Raw genomic sequence first — 17,439 nt, 5'->3', positions numbered from 1 at the left:
ATACATAAAGATACTTCTTTTTCAAATAATAAATGTACCATCATTTGGAAAGAAGGACGATGTATGAAGAAAGTAAAGTGGACTTTATTAGGCGGCGTCGCAACGTTCGTAGTAGCGATTGTACTCTATAAACTTATCGTGTTAGCTGGTGGCTATATGATGGATGAAAAGCAGCTCGTTTTCCACTCTTCATCACGTATCGTTGACCAGAAAGGGAAAGAAATTACGAAATTATACGTAGAAAATAGAGACCTCGTACCGATCGAGCAAATTCCGAAGTATGTGCAGCAGGCGTTTGTTGCGGTGGAAGATTCTCGTTTTTATGAGCATCAAGGGATTGATTATCCGTCTATATTCCGTGCTCTTTATAAAGATACGTTAGCTAGAGAGAAGGTAGAGGGCGGTAGTACCATTACGCAGCAACTCGCTAAAAACGTCTTTTTAACTCGTGAAAAAACATTTACGCGCAAATTGAAGGAAGTCGCAATTTCTCTTCAATTAGAGCAAAAATATACGAAGCAACAAATTCTTGAAATGTATATGAATCATATTTATTTTGGTCATGGGGCTTACGGCATTCAAGCGGCAGCAAAGTTGTATTTTAATAAAAATGTTGAGGATTTAACAGTAGAGGAAGGGGCAATGCTTGCAGGCCTTCCGAAGTCACCAAACGGATATTCACCGTACTATTCTGCAGAGAAGAGTAAGGAACGCCGTGATCTAGTGTTGTCACTTATGCATAAACAAGGCTATTTGACTGCAGAAGAAAGCGTTCGTTATCAAGGGAAGACAATTGCTCTATATAAAAATTTAGATGAGAATGAGCTTGCATATATGCCGTATATTGATATGGTCATAGATGAAGCCGCTCGTTTATACGGATTGTCTCATCAAGAAGTACTTCGCGGAGGATATACGTTTGTCGTACCTATGGATGAAAAGATTCAAAAGGTAGCATATAACCAGTTTCAAGATGCAAGGAATTTCCCTGGGAAAGAAGAGGGGGCGCAAGGTGCTTTCTTATTAATGGATAATCGTACGGGAGGGATTAAAGCGGCGATTGGGGGAAGAAAGTACGTCCCGAGAGGATTTAATCGTGTTTTTGCCAAAAGGCAGCCTGGATCTGTTTTAAAACCACTTATCGTTTATGCACCAGCACTAGAAACGAAAAAGTATAATCCGTATTCTTTATTAACGAATGAAAGAAATTCTTTTGAAGGGTATGAACCTCGAAATTATAATCATGAGTATTCAAAAGAAATGACGATGTATGATGCGATTTTAGAGTCGGCAAATGTACCGGCAGTTTCTTTATTAAATGAGTTAGGGGTAGAAGAAGGAAAGCAATATTTAGAAAAAGGAAATGTTCATATTGCAGATGCTGGTTTAAGTACAGCGCTTGGCGGATTGAAAAATGGCGTTTCAACATTTGATCTTGTAAAAATGTATCGTTCATTTTTAGCAAATGGAAATATTATCGAGCCGCACGTTATTGATAAAGTATTAAACAGACACGGTGCAGTCATTGGGGAATCTCCAAAAGTAGAGACGAAAATCTTCTCGAAGCAGACAGCATGGTATATGACGAAAATGCTAGAAGGAGTTGTGAAGGAAGGGACAGCGAGAGTTGGTGTATATAACGGTGCGCTAGCTGGAAAAACGGGTACAACTTCATTGCCAAATGACGATAAGGGAGCAAGAGATATGTGGTTCGTTGGTTATACACCGAACTTAGTAGGCGCTGTTTGGATTGGTTATGACCGTACGGATAAGGAGCATCAATTGCAAGGAGAAAGTGCATCTGCGACAAAATTGTTTAAGAAAATTTTAACGAAGGCTAATGTAGAACATAAAGAGAAGTTTATGAAGCCTGAAGGTGTGGAAACAATCGGCGCTCCGATTCGGCTGCGCAAAATTGAAGATGTAAAAATGAAACTATCATTTAGCCCTTTCGGTTTATTTAAAGCAAAATTAAGCTGGACGCCACTTCCAGATAACAGAATTATGTACCGAATCTATAGAGTGGAGAACGGAATTCATACGCATGTTAGCACTGTAAATGGTGCTGGGGAATATGAGGAAAAGTTCGTTAACATATTTTCAAAACCGAGCTTTTACGTTGTACCATATAATACACAAACGAATCGTGAAGGAGAAAAGTCAAAAGTAGCTAAACCATAGTTTTTCTCTGTGTTATAATAAGAATGTTGTGAAAATAGTAAGCGTTTTTAAGAATGTTTGTGTCAATTTAATGAACAACGTACATAATATTATGCATTTTGTTTTTACAAGCTGTATAGTAAAAAAAGATAAATATCGAACGTATTCGAAGCATTGGTAAGGAAGGGAGCAAGGGTCTTGGTAAGAACTATAAATGAGACATTTTTAAAAGCATGTAGGGGGGAACGTACCGATTATGTACCAGCATGGTATATGCGTCAAGCAGGTCGTTCACAGCCGGAATATAGAAAGATTAAAGAAAAGTATTCTTTATTTGAAATTACACACAATCCAGAGTTATGTGCTTACGTTACAAAATTGCCGGTTGATCAGTATAACGTAGACGCAGCAATTCTTTATAAAGATATTATGTCACCACTACCTGCAATTGGTGTGGATGTAGAAATTAAATCAGGTATTGGCCCAGTTATCGATAACCCAATCCGTTCTTTACAAGACGTAGAAAAACTAGGGGAAATCAATCCAGAAGATGACGTACCGTACATACTAGATACAATTCGTTTATTAACGACAGAAATGTTAGACGTACCGTTAATCGGTTTTTCAGGAGCTCCATTTACATTAGCGAGCTATATGATTGAAGGTGGTCCATCTCGTAACTACCATAATACGAAAGCGTTCATGTATGCAGAGCCGAAAGCTTGGTTTGCTTTAATGGATAAACTAGCAGATATGGTTATTACATATTTAAAAGCGCAAATTAACGCAGGGGCAAAAGCAGTTCAAATTTTCGATTCTTGGGTTGGAACAGTAAATGTAGCAGATTATCGCGTATTTATTAAACCAGCAATGGAGCGTATTTTTGCAGAAGTTCGTAAGATGGGTGTTCCAATGATTATGCACGGCGTAGGAGCTGCACACTTAGTGAATGAGTGGCACGACTTACCGCTTGATGTAGTCGGCTTAGACTGGCGCTTACCGATTGAAGAAGCACGTGCACGTGGCGTTCATAAGGCGGTACAAGGTAATATGGACCCTTCATTCTTACTTGCACCATGGTCTGTTATTGAAGAACATGTAAAAGGTATTTTAGATCAAGGGATGAAACAGCCGGGTTATATCTTTAACCTAGGTCACGGTGTATTCCCAGAAGTAAATCCAGATACATTAAAACGTTTAACTACATTTATTCATGAATACTCTAAAGGGCAGTTAGCGAAGTAAAGGAGCATTGCTGTATGAAAAAGAAAATTGGTTTGCTTGTAATGGCATACGGAACGCCATATAAAGAAGAAGATATTGAACGTTACTATACACATATTCGCAGAGGAAGAAAGCCAAGTCCTGAAATGCTGGAAGATTTAACAGAGCGTTACCGTGCAATTGGTGGTATTTCTCCTTTAGCTACTATTACATTAGAGCAAGCTAAGAAGTTAGAGAAGCGTTTAAATGAAGTACAAGATGAAGTAGAGTACCATATGTATCTTGGCTTAAAACATATTGAACCATTTATTGAAGATGCGGTGAAAGATATGCATAACGACGGAATACAAGATGCAATCGCACTTGTTCTTGCACCTCACTATTCTACGTTTAGCGTGAAATCATACGTTGGACGAGCACAAGAAGAAGCTGAGAAACTTGGAAACTTAACAATTCATGGCATCGATAGCTGGTATAAAGAACCGAAATTTATCCAGTACTGGGTTGATGCAGTGAAAGGTATATATAACGGTATGTCAGATGCAGAGCGTGAAAAAGCAGTATTAATCGTATCTGCACATAGCTTACCAGAGAAAATTATTGCAATGGGCGATCCATATCCAGATCAATTAAATGAAACAGCGGATTATATCGCGCGCGGAGCTGAAGTAGCAAACTATGCAGTAGGCTGGCAAAGTGCAGGAAACACACCAGATCCTTGGATTGGTCCAGATGTACAAGATTTAACGAGAGAACTAAATGAAAAGCACGGTTATACTTCATTCGTATATGCACCAGTTGGATTTGTTGCGGAACATTTAGAAGTTTTATATGACAACGACTTTGAGTGTAAAGTTGTAACGGATGAAATTGGTGCGAAATATTATCGTCCAGAAATGCCAAATGCATCGGACGCATTTATTGATTGTTTAACAGATGTTGTATTAAAGAAAAAAGAATCTGTACTGTAAGAAGAAAGGGGGAGCCTGCTTGAGGAAAAAAGTTGTGATCGTCGGCGGAGGCATCACTGGATTAACAGCAATGTATAACTTACAAAAAAATATTCATGAAAAAAACTTGCCGATTGATACATTACTTATAGAAGCATCGGGTAAACTTGGCGGAAAAATTCAAACCGTTCGAAAAGATGGATTTACAATTGAGCGCGGACCGGATTCTTTCTTAGCACGAAAAGAAAGTGCAGCTAGATTAGTGAAAGAATTAGGTCTTGGCGATGAACTTGTAAATAATCAAGCCGGTCAATCATTTATCCTCGTAAACAATCGGTTACATAAAATGCCGAATGGATCAATGATGGGAATTCCAACGCAAATTACGCCGTTTCTATTTTCCGGGCTGTTCTCCCCAATTGGTAAACTAAGAGCTGGTTTTGATCTATTAATGCCGAGGTCAAAGCCAGTATCTGACCAATCACTCGGACAATTTTTCAGACATCGTCTTGGAAACGAAGTGGTTGAAAACTTAATAGAACCGTTACTATCGGGTATTTATGCAGGGGATATTGATGAAATGAGCTTAATGTCAACATTCCCGCAAATGTATCAGATTGAGCAGAAACATCGCAGTATTTCACTCGGTATGCGTACGCTCGCTCCGAAAGAAGAGAAAGCTGAACCGAAAAAGGGAATGTTCCAAACAGTGAAAACAGGTTTAGAATCTATCGTAAAATCTCTCGAAGCAAAGATGCATGAAGGTACGATAATAAAGGGAACTCGCATTGAAAAAGTTACAAAACAAGGTGATGGTTATACAATTACTCTTAGTAACGGAAAAGAAATAGAAGCGGACGCCATCGTAGTGGCAACTTCGCATAAAGTATTGCCGTCCATGTTTGCTCAGTACAAGCAGTTTCGTTTCTTCCGTAATATTCCATCCACATCCGTTGCGAATGTGGCACTTGCTTTCCAAAAGTCTGCAATCCAGCGTGATATTAATGGTACAGGATTTGTCGTATCACGAAATAGCGATTACACCATTACAGCATGTACGTGGACCCATAAAAAATGGCCGCATACAACGCCAGAAGGAAAAACACTCCTTCGCTGTTACGTTGGACGTGCTGGTGATGAAGCGGTTGTAGAACAAACTGAAGAAGAACTCGTTCAGCTCGTACTAGAAGATTTAAAGAAGACGATGGATATTACAGAGGATCCAGAGTTTACAATCGTAAGTCGCTGGAAAGAAGCGATGCCTCAATATACAGTAGGCCATAACGAGCGAATGAAACAGCTCACAACATTTATGGAGAAAGAGTTGCCAGGTATATACGTGGCAGGTAGCTCCTATGCTGGCGCTGGACTTCCAGACTGTATGAATCAAGGTGAGGAAGCTGCAAAGCGTGTATTATCTCATTTGGAGAAAGTAATAGATGCTGAATTAATCGCACAATAAATTATAAGAAACGCCTTCAATCATATTGAAGGCGTTTCGTTTATTATATAAAATACTTATTCGCCAATAAACATATATAAGTTATTTGGCTTTATAACAGCATCTCCTGCATAAATAACCCACTCTGTTAAGTTATCAAAATCTAAATGATAACTATTTCCTTCACTCATATCTTCTATAAAATATGGTTCATTGATGAGTATTCCTTGAATCAGGTCTTCTGTAATATGTTGCATTTCAAACCACATATGTTCGCTTTTACCCTCTTCATAGGAAACACCAAACTTAGCGAGAAAACGAAACTCTTCATTGGATTTTTCAATTTGAAAAATGTTGCTGAAATACCCAAAAGTATTTTTCGCATTGTAAGCCATACGATCGGTTTCACTATTTGTTTTATAGAACATGAGCCCTGTAGCTTCCTCGTGTTCTTTAAAAAAACTTTCAATATATTCTCCTGAAGTATTAAATTTGAATAAGAGAACAGATGGAGATTGATGGTATTCATCTCGGGCATCCATTCCGCCTAAGAATGTATTTTGTGCATCTATTGGTTGTAGTTTCACTTCTTCATCCTCGATTGAAGATAATTGGTCCATACACGTTTTATGCCCTATATAAGATAATCCTTTTTCCCACGGAACAGCGACTGTATGTATAGAACCTTGCTGACTATGCGCGATAACGATAGGCTCATTCATAGGGACTTGTCCATTCTCAACGGCATTATTAGCAAATGTTTGAAAGAGATCGCCAATGCCGTAGTAGGAAGAAATGCGATTTGGAATAATTAACTCTATTTCAGTTACGCCTGCTCTTAAAAGACCATGTGTATGAAACCAATATTGCGTAGGCTCGCCTTCTTTATCGTCTTCATAAACGGAATGAATAACGTATAAGTCAGGAATGTCAGGTAATAATTCATTTTCAACGTGATATTCAATATAGCTTCTAGATATCACTTTCATTGCTGCACTTGAATCGATTACAAATAACAAATCTGGGGCGAGATTCCATAAGAACTGTAACTGCTGGAAAAAGCAGTCCAGTACATCGCCTACAAATAGCGTACGAGTGAAAATTTCAGTGCCGAAAGCTGCATCTTCAAAATTACGATCTACGATTGTAGCATCTTGTCTATTGTACATTTTATATCCTTCTGGATCGTTCGGTTCATCAATATGCAGTTCATACGGTATGACTGTTTCACCCATATGTAATTCAACAATAGGGCTTGTCTCATCACTATAAACAATTTTTAAATCATCAACTTTAGTAGCGATCGTTTCTAGTCGCTGTTTTAACTGCTCAATTGTAATTCTAGTTGGTATAACGGCAATCATATCTGAAAAATGACGTTCTAATGTTCCATTCATAGCTGCGCGGTATGTTTCTGTTTGCACTTCCATCCAATCACTCCTATTCAAATGAATCCATTTTACATGCCAATTAAATGTCGATATTTTCTGTTTTCTCTCTCTAACATTATAGAGTGTATTTGTAGAAGGTGTAAAATTATTATTTTGTATTATAGTTTGAAAGCTTGTAAATTAAATAAATCTTTTGTAAAATTTGTCGAAATATAGTTCTATATAACGAATCATTTGTTATGATAGAAATGCTGAGAAAATATGAAATAGAGAGAGGAAAATGGCTGTGAAGAAATTGTTAAGTGTCTTTTTATCATTCTTGCTATTGCTTTCATTTACTGGAACTTTAGCGCAAGCAGAAGAAACTGCTTCTATGTCAGTAGAAAAAGCAATTCAAGTATTTAAGCAGCAAGGGAAAACGAAGGGGATAGTAGAAGGATATATTGTTGGATATACGCAAAGTTCTTCTAAATATACGAAGGATCCAGCTAAGTTTGATGATACAAACGTAGCAATTGCAGATTCGCCAAACGAAACGAATCCAGACAAAATCATGCCCGTTCAGTTACCGAAAGGTGATGTGAGAACGGCAGTGAATGTAAAAGATCACCCTGAAAATATCGGGAAGAAAGTTAGTTTGACTGGGACCCTTGAATTATATTTTAGTAACCCAGGTCTAAAATCAGTAACAGCTTATAAGTTTCAAGGTGAAGGACAAAACCGTGTTAGCGATGTAGTAGCTTCACCGAACGGTGGAGAAGTTGCTAAAGGAACAGCGGTAACATTAACGACGAATACAGAAGGCGCAACAATCTACTATACGTTAGATGGCTCTAATCCTACTAATAAAAGTGTTCGTTATAATGGACAAATTATAGTGAATGAAAATAGTGTAGTGAAAGCAATCGCAGAAAAAGAAGGACTTACTCCTTCAGCAATTTCGACATTTTCATTTATTATCGTAAATAATGAACAAGTTCGTATTCATGACATTCAAGGGAAATCACATATGTCTCCTTACAACGGGAAGAAAGTAAACAATGTGGAAGGCGTTGTCACAGCGCTTGATAAAAACGGCTTTTATATAGAAGATAATCAGCCAGATAATGACCCAGCTACTTCAGAAGGTATGTACGTATATAAAAAAGATGCGAATGTAGCAGTAGGAGATCTTATTCAAGTTGATGGAGTAGTAGAAGAATATGTTGGACCAGGATATGCAGAGCGATTTGAAACAGACTTAACGACGACTGAAATTAAAGCGAGCCGCGTTGCTGTAATCGCAAAAGATCAATCTTTGCCAGTACCGATTGTACTTGGGGAAAACGGTGTGAAAATCCCGGACCAGATTATTGATAATGATGCATTTGGTTTATTTGATCCAAATGAAGATGCAATCGACTTCTATGAAAGTATAGAAGGTATGCGTGTTACGATGCCAACACCAAAAATTATTACACCTCAGAAAAACGGAAATTTATATGTAACAGTAAAAAATGGTGGAGATAAAATAGTAACACAATATGGCACACCTCTATTAGATGAAAATCAATTAAACCCAGAGCGCCTTTCTGTAAAAGTACCTCGCGATTATGTAGCAAAAGTAGGAGATACTTTTACTGGAGATATAACAGGGGTAGTAGGATATGATTACGGTTCTTTCCGTATTTCTCCAATAACAGAACTGCCAGCTGTAGTGGATGGTGGATTTAAGCAAGTAGGGGCAAATATTCAGCCACGTCTTGATAAGTTAACGGTTGCTACATATAACATTGAAAACTTCTCAGCGAATAAAAAAGAAACAACAGATGAAAAAGTAAAAGCGTTAGCGTATTCTATTAAATACAACTTAAAAATGCCAGATATTATCGGTGTAGAGGAAATGCAAGATAATAACGGATCAATTAATGACGGTACAACAGATGCGTCATTAAGCGCAAAACGTATCATTGATGCAGTTCTAGAAATTCGTGGACCGAAGTATGAGTATGTAGAAATCGCTCCAAACAATAATCAAGATGGAGGAGCACCAGGAGCGAATATTCGCGTCGGCTTCTTCTATAATCCATCACGCGTGAAATTAGCGACGGTACCGAAGTTACTTGATAAAAATGTTGTTCGTATTGGAGACGAAAATCCATTGTTTGAAAGTACACGTAAACCGCTAGCGGCAGAATTTACGTTCCAAGGACAAAACATTGTTGTCGTTGCAAATCACTTAAACTCAAAACTAGGAGATGCAACGCCATTTGGAAAAGTGCAGCCGCTCGTATTAAAGAGTGAAGACAAACGAATTCAGTTAGCACAAGAAGTAAATTATTTCGTGCAAGGAATTCAGAAAAAGAATACAAATGCACCAGTTGTTGTGTTAGGTGATATGAACGATTTCGAATTCTCTAAACCACTAAAAACACTAGAGGGAACAATCTTAAAAGATATGTTAAACACAGTGCCGAAAGAGAACCGCTACACGTACATTCATGAAGGAAATGCACAAGTGTTAGATCATATTTTAGTAACAAACAATATCGCACCACACACAATTGTAGACCCAGTACACTTAAACTCAAACATTATGAAAGAACACGGACGTGTAAGTGACCACGACCCAGTACTTGCTCAAATTGATTTGAAGAAGGCTTCTTAAAGTAGGGAACGCTTAGTTGACTAAGCGTTCTTTTTTTGCATCGTTATAGAATAGTATAAAGAGATGATTCCTTTTTTTGTAATCTAATGATAAAATTGATTGAATATTTAGTTTTTAATAAGGGGGACAACAATGCAGTTACAAATAAATGGAAAGGTAATGAATCAGTTTGCAATTTTTTTTAGTACGATCATCATGCTTCAGTTTGTAGCTGATATAACAGGACTTACAAGCAATCTAGATATTACGTATAACTTAATACATACAGCAGCTTCTTATATAACATTTAGTTTGGCGGTTATTTTCACTTTAATAGGTGCAAGAAGAGAATTAAGTAAATATGCAATTGTTTCATTATGTTTAGTTGTAGGTATTAAAGTGATTTATTTTGTAGCGGTTGTTATTTTATGGGGAGTGGCAGGTACGCCATAAGTGAATAGTAAATAAACCCTAATTTCCAATATAGTAAGGAAATTAGGGTTTTATTATACTTGAAACGCTTTTCTACACCGCTCTCTTTTTTGCAGTCTTCTTTTATATTTTTTTCTATCCCGCTTTACTCCTTGTATATACATAAGTAAGCTAAGGAAAAGGAAGAAAGCACATTGCGTCATTAAAATATATGGTGACATGCCTTGCAATGGTTGTTTCGGATCATATAAATGAAAAGGTGCTCCGCCTATTGAAGGAAGTATTGTATTTAGCAGGACGTAAGGAATGGAGGCGGCTGCAAATGGAAAGAGAATTGCCATATAGTCTTTTTGTGACCATACAGATGCAGCAAGTCCTAAAAGGGCCATTAAACCTGCAAATAAAAAATTAATTCCGATATATACAGCAATGTAAGTGAGAGGCGCATCAAAATATAGGTTTGCGAACATTCCATCAGCATTTATGATGCCTGAACCAACCGTAGGTGTTCCGTCTGGAATGGTTAATTTGCAAAATAATAACGATAAGATGAATGGAAGTGTATAAAGAAATCCTCCGCAAAAAAAAGTAACGATATATTTCGCTACTGAATAAGGAAATATAGAAATCCCCTTACTCACAAACGGTTTAAAACCATCGGACTTATCCGAATTGTAACTTGTACTAAAGGGGAAACTCGCAATAACGGGCATTAATAATAAATAAACATCCATTTCATTGTCGCGAAATCCAATCCATTTTAAATCTGTTGATATAGGACCATTTGCTGCGTTTCCTAAATAACGAATTACATAATAATAGTGATAAATGCAAATAAGAACGAATCCACTAAGCATCATAATTAAAGAAATACGACTACAAAAAGCTTGCTTTATATTTAAACGAAGTGCACGCATCATGACTGAAAAAGCCTCCACTGTTTTGATAAACTTGTCTATTTTCTATATTACTATTAATTGTAAAGATTTTCTTGTTTTTTTATTTGATTATTTGAAAAAGAGGAAATTTGTTGTTGGTAAGTAAGGTTTAGCTGAAATTAATTTTTCTAAAATATGGTTGACAATTAAGTATTACATTTGTAATCTTAATTATAGATTACAAATGTAATACTTAGGAGTGAAACATACGATGACAAATCAATTACCTAAAATATCTGAAGCGGAATTAGAAATTATGAAAGTACTTTGGTCGAGTTCTCCGCAAACAGCGAATGAAATTATAGAAGAACTGGAAGATGCAATGGACTGGAAACCGAAAACAATCCGCACATTAATTAATCGATTAGTGCAAAAGGAAGCCGTTTCTTACCATCAAGATAAAGGGCGTATGTACGCTTATTACCCGTTAGTATCACAAGATAATTATTTGCAAGTGGAAACGAAATCTTTACTAAAACGTTTTTGCGGTGCAGCGTTTAAGCCATTACTTGTTAATTTCTTAAAAGAGGAGAAATTATCTTCAGAAGATATTAATGAATTAAAACGCATTTTAGATGAGAAGACAGAGGAGAATAAGAGGAAGGATTGATAAAAATGATAAACACGCTTATAAATGTATACCTTCCTCATTTTTTTGATTGGCTTATAGAAACGTCACTTATGGCTAGCATATTAGTCGGATTTATTTTATGTATAAAAGTTCTATTTAGAAATAAATTAACCCCCCGGTGGCAATATATGCTGTGGATCGTATTAATGATAAGACTCCTTTTACCGTGGTCGCCAGATAGCTCTTATAGCATTTACTCATTACTTTCTTATAGTTCTAGCGTATCGGAAGTTATTCCAAAAAATATGCCGGCTACTGAGAATATAGTGAACATAGAAAGCGACCGAAAAGTGGAATTGGAATCAAATTCTAAAATGGTGACAAAAACTAGCGAACCGGAAGTAAAAGTCAGTTCGGAAAAACAGACTACATTTTCTTTATACAAACTTGCTTTGTATGTGTGGCTAGCTGGGGTAATCATATTAGCAGCCATCACGTTTCTTACAAATAGACGTTTATATTCTTACATAAAGAAACAACCGGATATTACGGACGAACAGGTCACTACAGTGTTTAATCGCTGTAAGCAGTCTATGAAAATGAAGAAGGCAGTTTCGTTACGTTTAGCGGGAAAGATTGCGAGCCCAACTGTGTTTAGTTTCTTCCGCCCGAAAGTATTACTATCAAAAAAACATATGAAAGTATTAAATGAACAACAATTACAATATGTCTTTTACCATGAGTTAGCTCATATTAAGAGAAACGATGTAGCTGTAAATTGGATTATGTACAGTTTAATCCTATTAAATTGGTTCAATCCGATTCTTTGGTACGCCTATTTTTGTATGCGAGAAGATCAAGAATTAGCCTGTGATGCATATGCACTTACTTTTATAGATAAAGAGGAACAAATTGCATACGGTCATACAATTATTACCCTTTTAGAAGACTATTCCTATCAAGTACCAAGCCTAGCAAATTTAAGTAGAAATAAACGAACACTAAAAAGGAGAATCATTATGATTAAAAAATTCCAAAAGAAATCGTATCGTCTTTCTTTACTCGGAGTGATTGCTATAGCAGCTATAGCGGGCGGATTTTTATTAAATGCAAGGATAACTGAGGGAGATGAAAGACAGAAAGAAAAAGTTGTAGAAAAAAAGCAATCTAAAGCGGCATTTGAAAAAGCGATAGAAACAGTATTAGGTACACCGGAGAATGCAAGTAGAGAATGGGGGATGTCAATAACGTCATATAAAAAGAATACAGATTTTTTGTATTTGGCAGAAAAGAATTTTACAAAAGAAGAATTTGAGCAGTATGTTCGATTATTTAAGGAAGCGCAAGAAATTCATAAAAAAGCAATGGTTAAGAAAAATGTGCCTGAGAATTATGATGGAGATACAAAGGAATATAAACCTGAACGCTTGAAGAAAGCTGATCAAGAAAGACTAGCTACTATTGAGAAGACATTAAAACCGCTTGGAGATAAGCTGGAGAAGTCTTTAACATATACTATAGAAGAAGCGAAAGAACATGTACCGTATCAAATTAAGCAGCCGACTTATATACCTGAAGGTTATGAATTAAAGAGAGAATGGGCTGACTCATATTTTGGAAGAGATGTAGAATTAGTTATTAAATCAGAATATACAAAAGGAAAATATGGTTTTACAATTTACCAGTCAAGGATGTATATGGATGGTAATGTTAATGGTGGTAAGGATCCGCTACACTATATGATGCCTGGAGTAGAGAATCTAGAAAGTTATAGTTTAGATGGGAAAGGAATGGTATATAATAAATCTTCTCATGGAGAGGGGAAGTTAAGGGGCCTTAAAATGTTTGTACCAGCACAAGGTAAGAATAGTGATTATCAAATTGTCATAGTAAATGATATTTTTACAAGAGATACAAAGATATACGAAGAGATAATTGATGATGATCTAACTAAGAAAGAGATGGAGAAAATATTACTTTCTATGTCAAAATAAAAGGCAGTGTTCTTAAACCGTTGGTTTTAAGAACACTGTCTATTTTATTAAATTTCTAGTGGGATCTAGTCAGCAATTATTTACGAATATATTCTAGCTTTCCATACAAGTATACTTTTTGATAAACTATGGAAAGTATGATATACACTGACTGGAATTTTTTTATACTGGAAATAATAAAAAGAGAACTTGTATAGAATGTAAGCGTGTGGTAATATCAAAGATGTACTGATTGACTATATTATCCAATCGGTCATTTTTGGAGGTGACAATGTGGCGATAGATCGAAAACGTTCTATTATTGAAGCTGCAACAAAGTCTTTTTCAGCGTTCGGCTATAAAGCAACAACGATGGATCAAGTAGCGAAGTTAGCGAATGTAGGGAAAGGAACGATTTATACTTTTTTCAAAAATAAAGAAGAGTTATTTGGTGAAATTATTTCTAATTTAATTACAGAAATGAAGCAAGTTGCAGAAAATGCAATTCGTTCAGATGTTTCATTTTTTGAAAATGTACATAGAGCATTATATAGCATCTTGGAATTTAGAAAAGAACATCAGCTCATGATTAAATTAATTCAAGAAGAGCGCGATATGGGAACGAAAGAAGTACAAGAAGTGATGCAACAAGTTGATGTGGAAATCGTTTCTGTTATTCAATCGTATTTAAAGATTGCGATTGAAAAAGGTGAAATTAGCAAATGTGATCCAGAAATTACAGCATTTATTATGCTTCGTCTATATGTATCGCTTATTTTTGATTGGGAAAAAAATCACGAACCGCTAGAAAAAGAAAAAATTGCAGAGTTATTTGAACTTTATTTACTAAAAGGATTGTCAAACTAAGATAATCCTTTTAATTTTATAAAAAATGACCAAATGAACAATACGGTCATATATTTAAGTTAAGGGGGGATATAGAAAAATTATAATCATAATAAGAAAAAGTTGCATAGTAATAAATTCGGGGATAAGGCATATGTATGAACAAGTATAGCCTTTTTGTTTGGGTAAAAATGACTATATGAACATTTTGGTCATTTTATAAAAGGGGGAGAAATTATGAAAGGGAATCAGTTACTTCGGAAAGAGTTCACGGAAATTATAAAAAGTAAAAAAATATTAATTCCAATTATTGCGGTCTTATTCGTACCGATTTTATATGCAGGGATGTTTTTGTGGGCCTTTTGGGATCCGTATAAACAGTTAGATGACTTACCAGTTGCAGTAGTCAATTTAGATAAAGGCGCAGTATTTGATGGGAAATCAATTGAGGTCGGAAAAGGGCTCGTTGATAATTTAAAAGATAATAAAAGTTTTAAATGGGAGTTCGTAAGTGAAAAAGAAGCGAAGAAAGGAATGGAAGGTAGAAAGTATTACATGTTAGTGCGCATTCCAGATGACTTCTCAAGTAACGCTACAACGTTACTAAAAGACAATCCAAAGCCATTAAACTTAGAGTACATTCCAAACGAAAGCTTAAACTTCTTATCTTCACAAATTGGAGGAACAGCCATTGAAAAGATTAAAACTGAAGTATCAAGCACGTTAACGAAAACATATGCAGAGAAAATGTTTGATTCCATTCAAGACGTCTCAAAAGGATTAGCAGATGGGGCGGAAGGAGCAAATAAACTACACGACGGATCAAGTGAGCTGCATGATGGTTCAAGTAAAGTGACGGATGGCCTTCATACACTGCAAGGGAAGTCTGGGGAGATGAAGGATGGAGTTCAGAAATTAGCAGATGGATCTAATAAATTACAAGATGGCTCCGGAAAAGTGACAGCAGGTTTAAATACGTTAAATAGCAAAACCGGTGAAATGCAAAAAGGAATTAGTGAATTGCGTGATGGATCTGAGAAAGTAACGAACGGTCTGAGCATATTGGTAAGTAAAACAGGTGAATTACAAACAGGAACAACAGAACTATCAAATGGTATGGAAAAACTTGCGGGAGGGCAAAGTCAATTAGAGAAAGGTTCTGAAGAGATTCAAAAGGGTTTGCAAGAGTTAAATAATAAAGTACAAAACTCTGTTGCAGGATTAGGGGAAATGCAGTCGAAAGTTCCTTCTATATTAAATACAGTAACTGAGAAAATAGATGGAGCTGGAGAAAATGTAAATCAGCTAAATGAACTCACTCAATCAACAGCAAGGGATGCAAAAACAGCAGTGCAAGATGTAGCAAATTTACAAAAGCAAATTGAAAGTTTACCAAAAGAATATCAAGAGCAGTTACAGCCATTTATAACAAATGCGGTAAAAAGTACGGCGACAGTTCAACAGAAAGCTGCTGGAGTAGCAGGCGGAACAAATAAATTAAATGAAGAAGTAAAACAATTAAAAGGTGAAATCAGTGAAAAGACAAGTGGGATGCAAAGCAAAATGCCGAATCCAGAAGAGGTGGGAAATTTAACGAGTGGTATTAAGACATTAACGAATGCACAAAACGAATTTGTAAGTAAGTTTCATGGATTAGGTGAAGGATTAGGTAATGCTAAAGTAGGTGCAGATAAATTAAAAAACGGATCAGGGCAATTAATTGATGGGGTAAATCAATTGTTTGATGGATCTGGAAAGGTAACAGGCGGTTTAGGAACGTTATCTGTAGGAGCAAATCAAATGGCAGGTGGGATAAATCAATTAGCGGACGGTTCAAGTCAAGTAACAGGTGGTTTAGGTACATTATCTGTAGGAGTAACCAAATTAGCAGATGGCTCAAATCAAGTAACAACTGGTCTGGGCGATTTAAATGGTGGCCTAAACAAAATGTCAACTGGCTCAACCCAGCTAATCGACGGCGTAAATAAACTAGCAGACGGATCAGGGAAAGTAACGGATGGCCTCGTAAAAGTAAATGATGGTTCCGGTGAACTTGCTGAGAAACTTGGCGAAGGGGCAGAGAAAACTGGTGAAGTGAAAGGGACGGATAAAACGTATGATATGTTTGCAAGTCCTGTAAAAGTGAAGACGGAAAAAATGGCGGAAGTTCCAAACTATGGAACTGGATTTACACCATATTTCTTATCACTCGGTTTATTTGTTGGGGCATTACTCTTATCAATCGTATATCCATTACGCGATACAGTAGGCGTTCCGAAATCAGGATTTAGTTGGTTTCTTAGTAAGTTTGGCGTGTTACTATCAGTTGGCATTATTCAAGCGGTAGTAGCAGATGTTATATTACTGTTCGGATTGGGTGTAGAAGTACAAAGCATTCCATACTTCATACTCTTTAGCATCATTACAAGTTTAGCATTTATCGCATTAATTCAATGTTTAGTAACAGCATTCGGTGATGCAGGCCGTTTTATCGCCATCATCACATTAATTATGCAGCTAACAACGAGTGCCGGAACATTCCCGCTAGAATTGATTCCGAAGTTTTTACAACCATTCAATGCTTGGTTACCGATGACATACTCTGTATCAGGATTGAAAGCAGTCGTATCGAGTGGAGACTTTGACTTCATGTGGCAAAACATAGGAATGCTCATGATCTTTATCGTTGTATTATCACTTGGAACGATCGCTTCCTTAACTTTGATGCACAAACGACAATTTAAAAATGTTGCTGAAAATCAATCGGTTGAAGCGTAGATAAAAGCACCTTTTTGGTGCTTTTTTATTTTAATAGAGGGCATCTTTTCCTTAGTTCATCTATAAATCTTTCTAAAAGCTATAGAAACGAAAGAAAAGGAATTACAAC

General features: G+C 36.4%; 12 protein-coding genes. 10 read left to right on the top strand and 2 right to left on the bottom strand.

The genetic code is table 11. The features are described 5' to 3' along the window. Positions 1-63: 63 nt before the first annotated feature. From ACTFR8_RS17935 to hemY, 4 genes are all read left to right on the top strand, one after another. Positions 64-2,181, top strand: coding sequence for a transglycosylase domain-containing protein (locus ACTFR8_RS17935; protein WP_000756297.1), 2,118 nt, complete (start codon positions 64-66; stop codon positions 2,179-2,181). Positions 2,182-2,358: 177 nt separating this feature from the next. Beyond that, positions 2,359-3,405: a uroporphyrinogen decarboxylase gene (gene hemE, locus ACTFR8_RS17930; protein WP_000252605.1), complete on the top strand. Its 1,047-nt coding sequence runs from the start codon at positions 2,359-2,361 to the stop codon at positions 3,403-3,405. 14 nt (positions 3,406-3,419) lie between these two features. Then, positions 3,420-4,355 (top strand): ferrochelatase, encoded by a 936-nt coding sequence (hemH, locus tag ACTFR8_RS17925; RefSeq protein ID WP_000726775.1) that lies wholly within the window; start codon positions 3,420-3,422, stop codon positions 4,353-4,355. Between the two features lie 19 nt (positions 4,356-4,374). Continuing rightward, positions 4,375-5,796, top strand: coding sequence for a protoporphyrinogen oxidase (gene hemY, locus ACTFR8_RS17920; protein WP_252209852.1), 1,422 nt, complete (start codon positions 4,375-4,377; stop codon positions 5,794-5,796). A gap of 56 nt (positions 5,797-5,852) precedes the next feature. Here the strand turns inward: hemY and ACTFR8_RS17915 are convergent, their stop codons facing one another. Then, positions 5,853-7,205, bottom strand: coding sequence for a DUF4026 domain-containing protein (locus ACTFR8_RS17915; protein WP_252209854.1), 1,353 nt, complete (start codon positions 7,203-7,205; stop codon positions 5,853-5,855). Between the two features lie 241 nt (positions 7,206-7,446). Here ACTFR8_RS17915 and ACTFR8_RS17910 point away from each other — a divergent pair, with 241 nt between their 5' ends. Then, positions 7,447-9,813, top strand: a complete 2,367-nt coding sequence (locus tag ACTFR8_RS17910) for a DUF6359 domain-containing protein (protein ID WP_252209856.1) — start codon at positions 7,447-7,449, stop codon at positions 9,811-9,813. A gap of 132 nt (positions 9,814-9,945) precedes the next feature. Further along, on the top strand, positions 9,946-10,245 hold the full coding sequence (locus ACTFR8_RS17905; RefSeq protein ID WP_252209858.1) for a hypothetical protein: 300 nt from the start codon (positions 9,946-9,948) through the stop codon (positions 10,243-10,245). Positions 10,246-10,298: 53 nt separating this feature from the next. Here the strand turns inward: ACTFR8_RS17905 and ACTFR8_RS17900 are convergent, their stop codons facing one another. Beyond that, positions 10,299-11,144, bottom strand: coding sequence for a hypothetical protein (locus tag ACTFR8_RS17900; protein WP_252209860.1), 846 nt, complete (start codon positions 11,142-11,144; stop codon positions 10,299-10,301). Positions 11,145-11,373: 229 nt separating this feature from the next. On the opposite strand from ACTFR8_RS17900, the gene ACTFR8_RS17895 reads away from it, so the two are divergent. The 4 genes from ACTFR8_RS17895 (at position 11,374) to ACTFR8_RS17880 (ending at position 17,330) form a co-directional block, all read left to right on the top strand. Continuing rightward, positions 11,374-11,772, top strand: a complete 399-nt coding sequence (locus ACTFR8_RS17895; RefSeq protein ID WP_251186611.1) for a BlaI/MecI/CopY family transcriptional regulator — start codon at positions 11,374-11,376, stop codon at positions 11,770-11,772. 5 nt (positions 11,773-11,777) lie between these two features. Next, positions 11,778-13,727, top strand: a complete 1,950-nt coding sequence (locus ACTFR8_RS17890) for a M56 family metallopeptidase (protein ID WP_252209861.1) — start codon at positions 11,778-11,780, stop codon at positions 13,725-13,727. A gap of 273 nt (positions 13,728-14,000) precedes the next feature. Beyond that, on the top strand, positions 14,001-14,573 hold the full coding sequence (locus tag ACTFR8_RS17885) for a TetR/AcrR family transcriptional regulator (protein WP_000963378.1): 573 nt from the start codon (positions 14,001-14,003) through the stop codon (positions 14,571-14,573). Positions 14,574-14,789: 216 nt separating this feature from the next. Continuing rightward, entirely contained in the window at positions 14,790-17,330 is a 2,541-nt protein-coding gene (locus ACTFR8_RS17880) for a YhgE/Pip domain-containing protein (RefSeq protein WP_252209862.1), read from the top strand. The last annotated feature ends 109 nt before the right edge of the window (positions 17,331-17,439 follow it).

Source organism: Bacillus cereus group sp. MYBK15-3 (assembly GCF_051916765.1).
GTDB classification, from domain to species: Bacteria; Bacillota; Bacilli; order Bacillales; family Bacillaceae_G; genus Bacillus_A; species Bacillus_A cereus.
The sequence above is the reverse complement of the archived record's forward strand: the minus strand, read 5'-3'. Positions and strand labels throughout refer to the sequence as shown.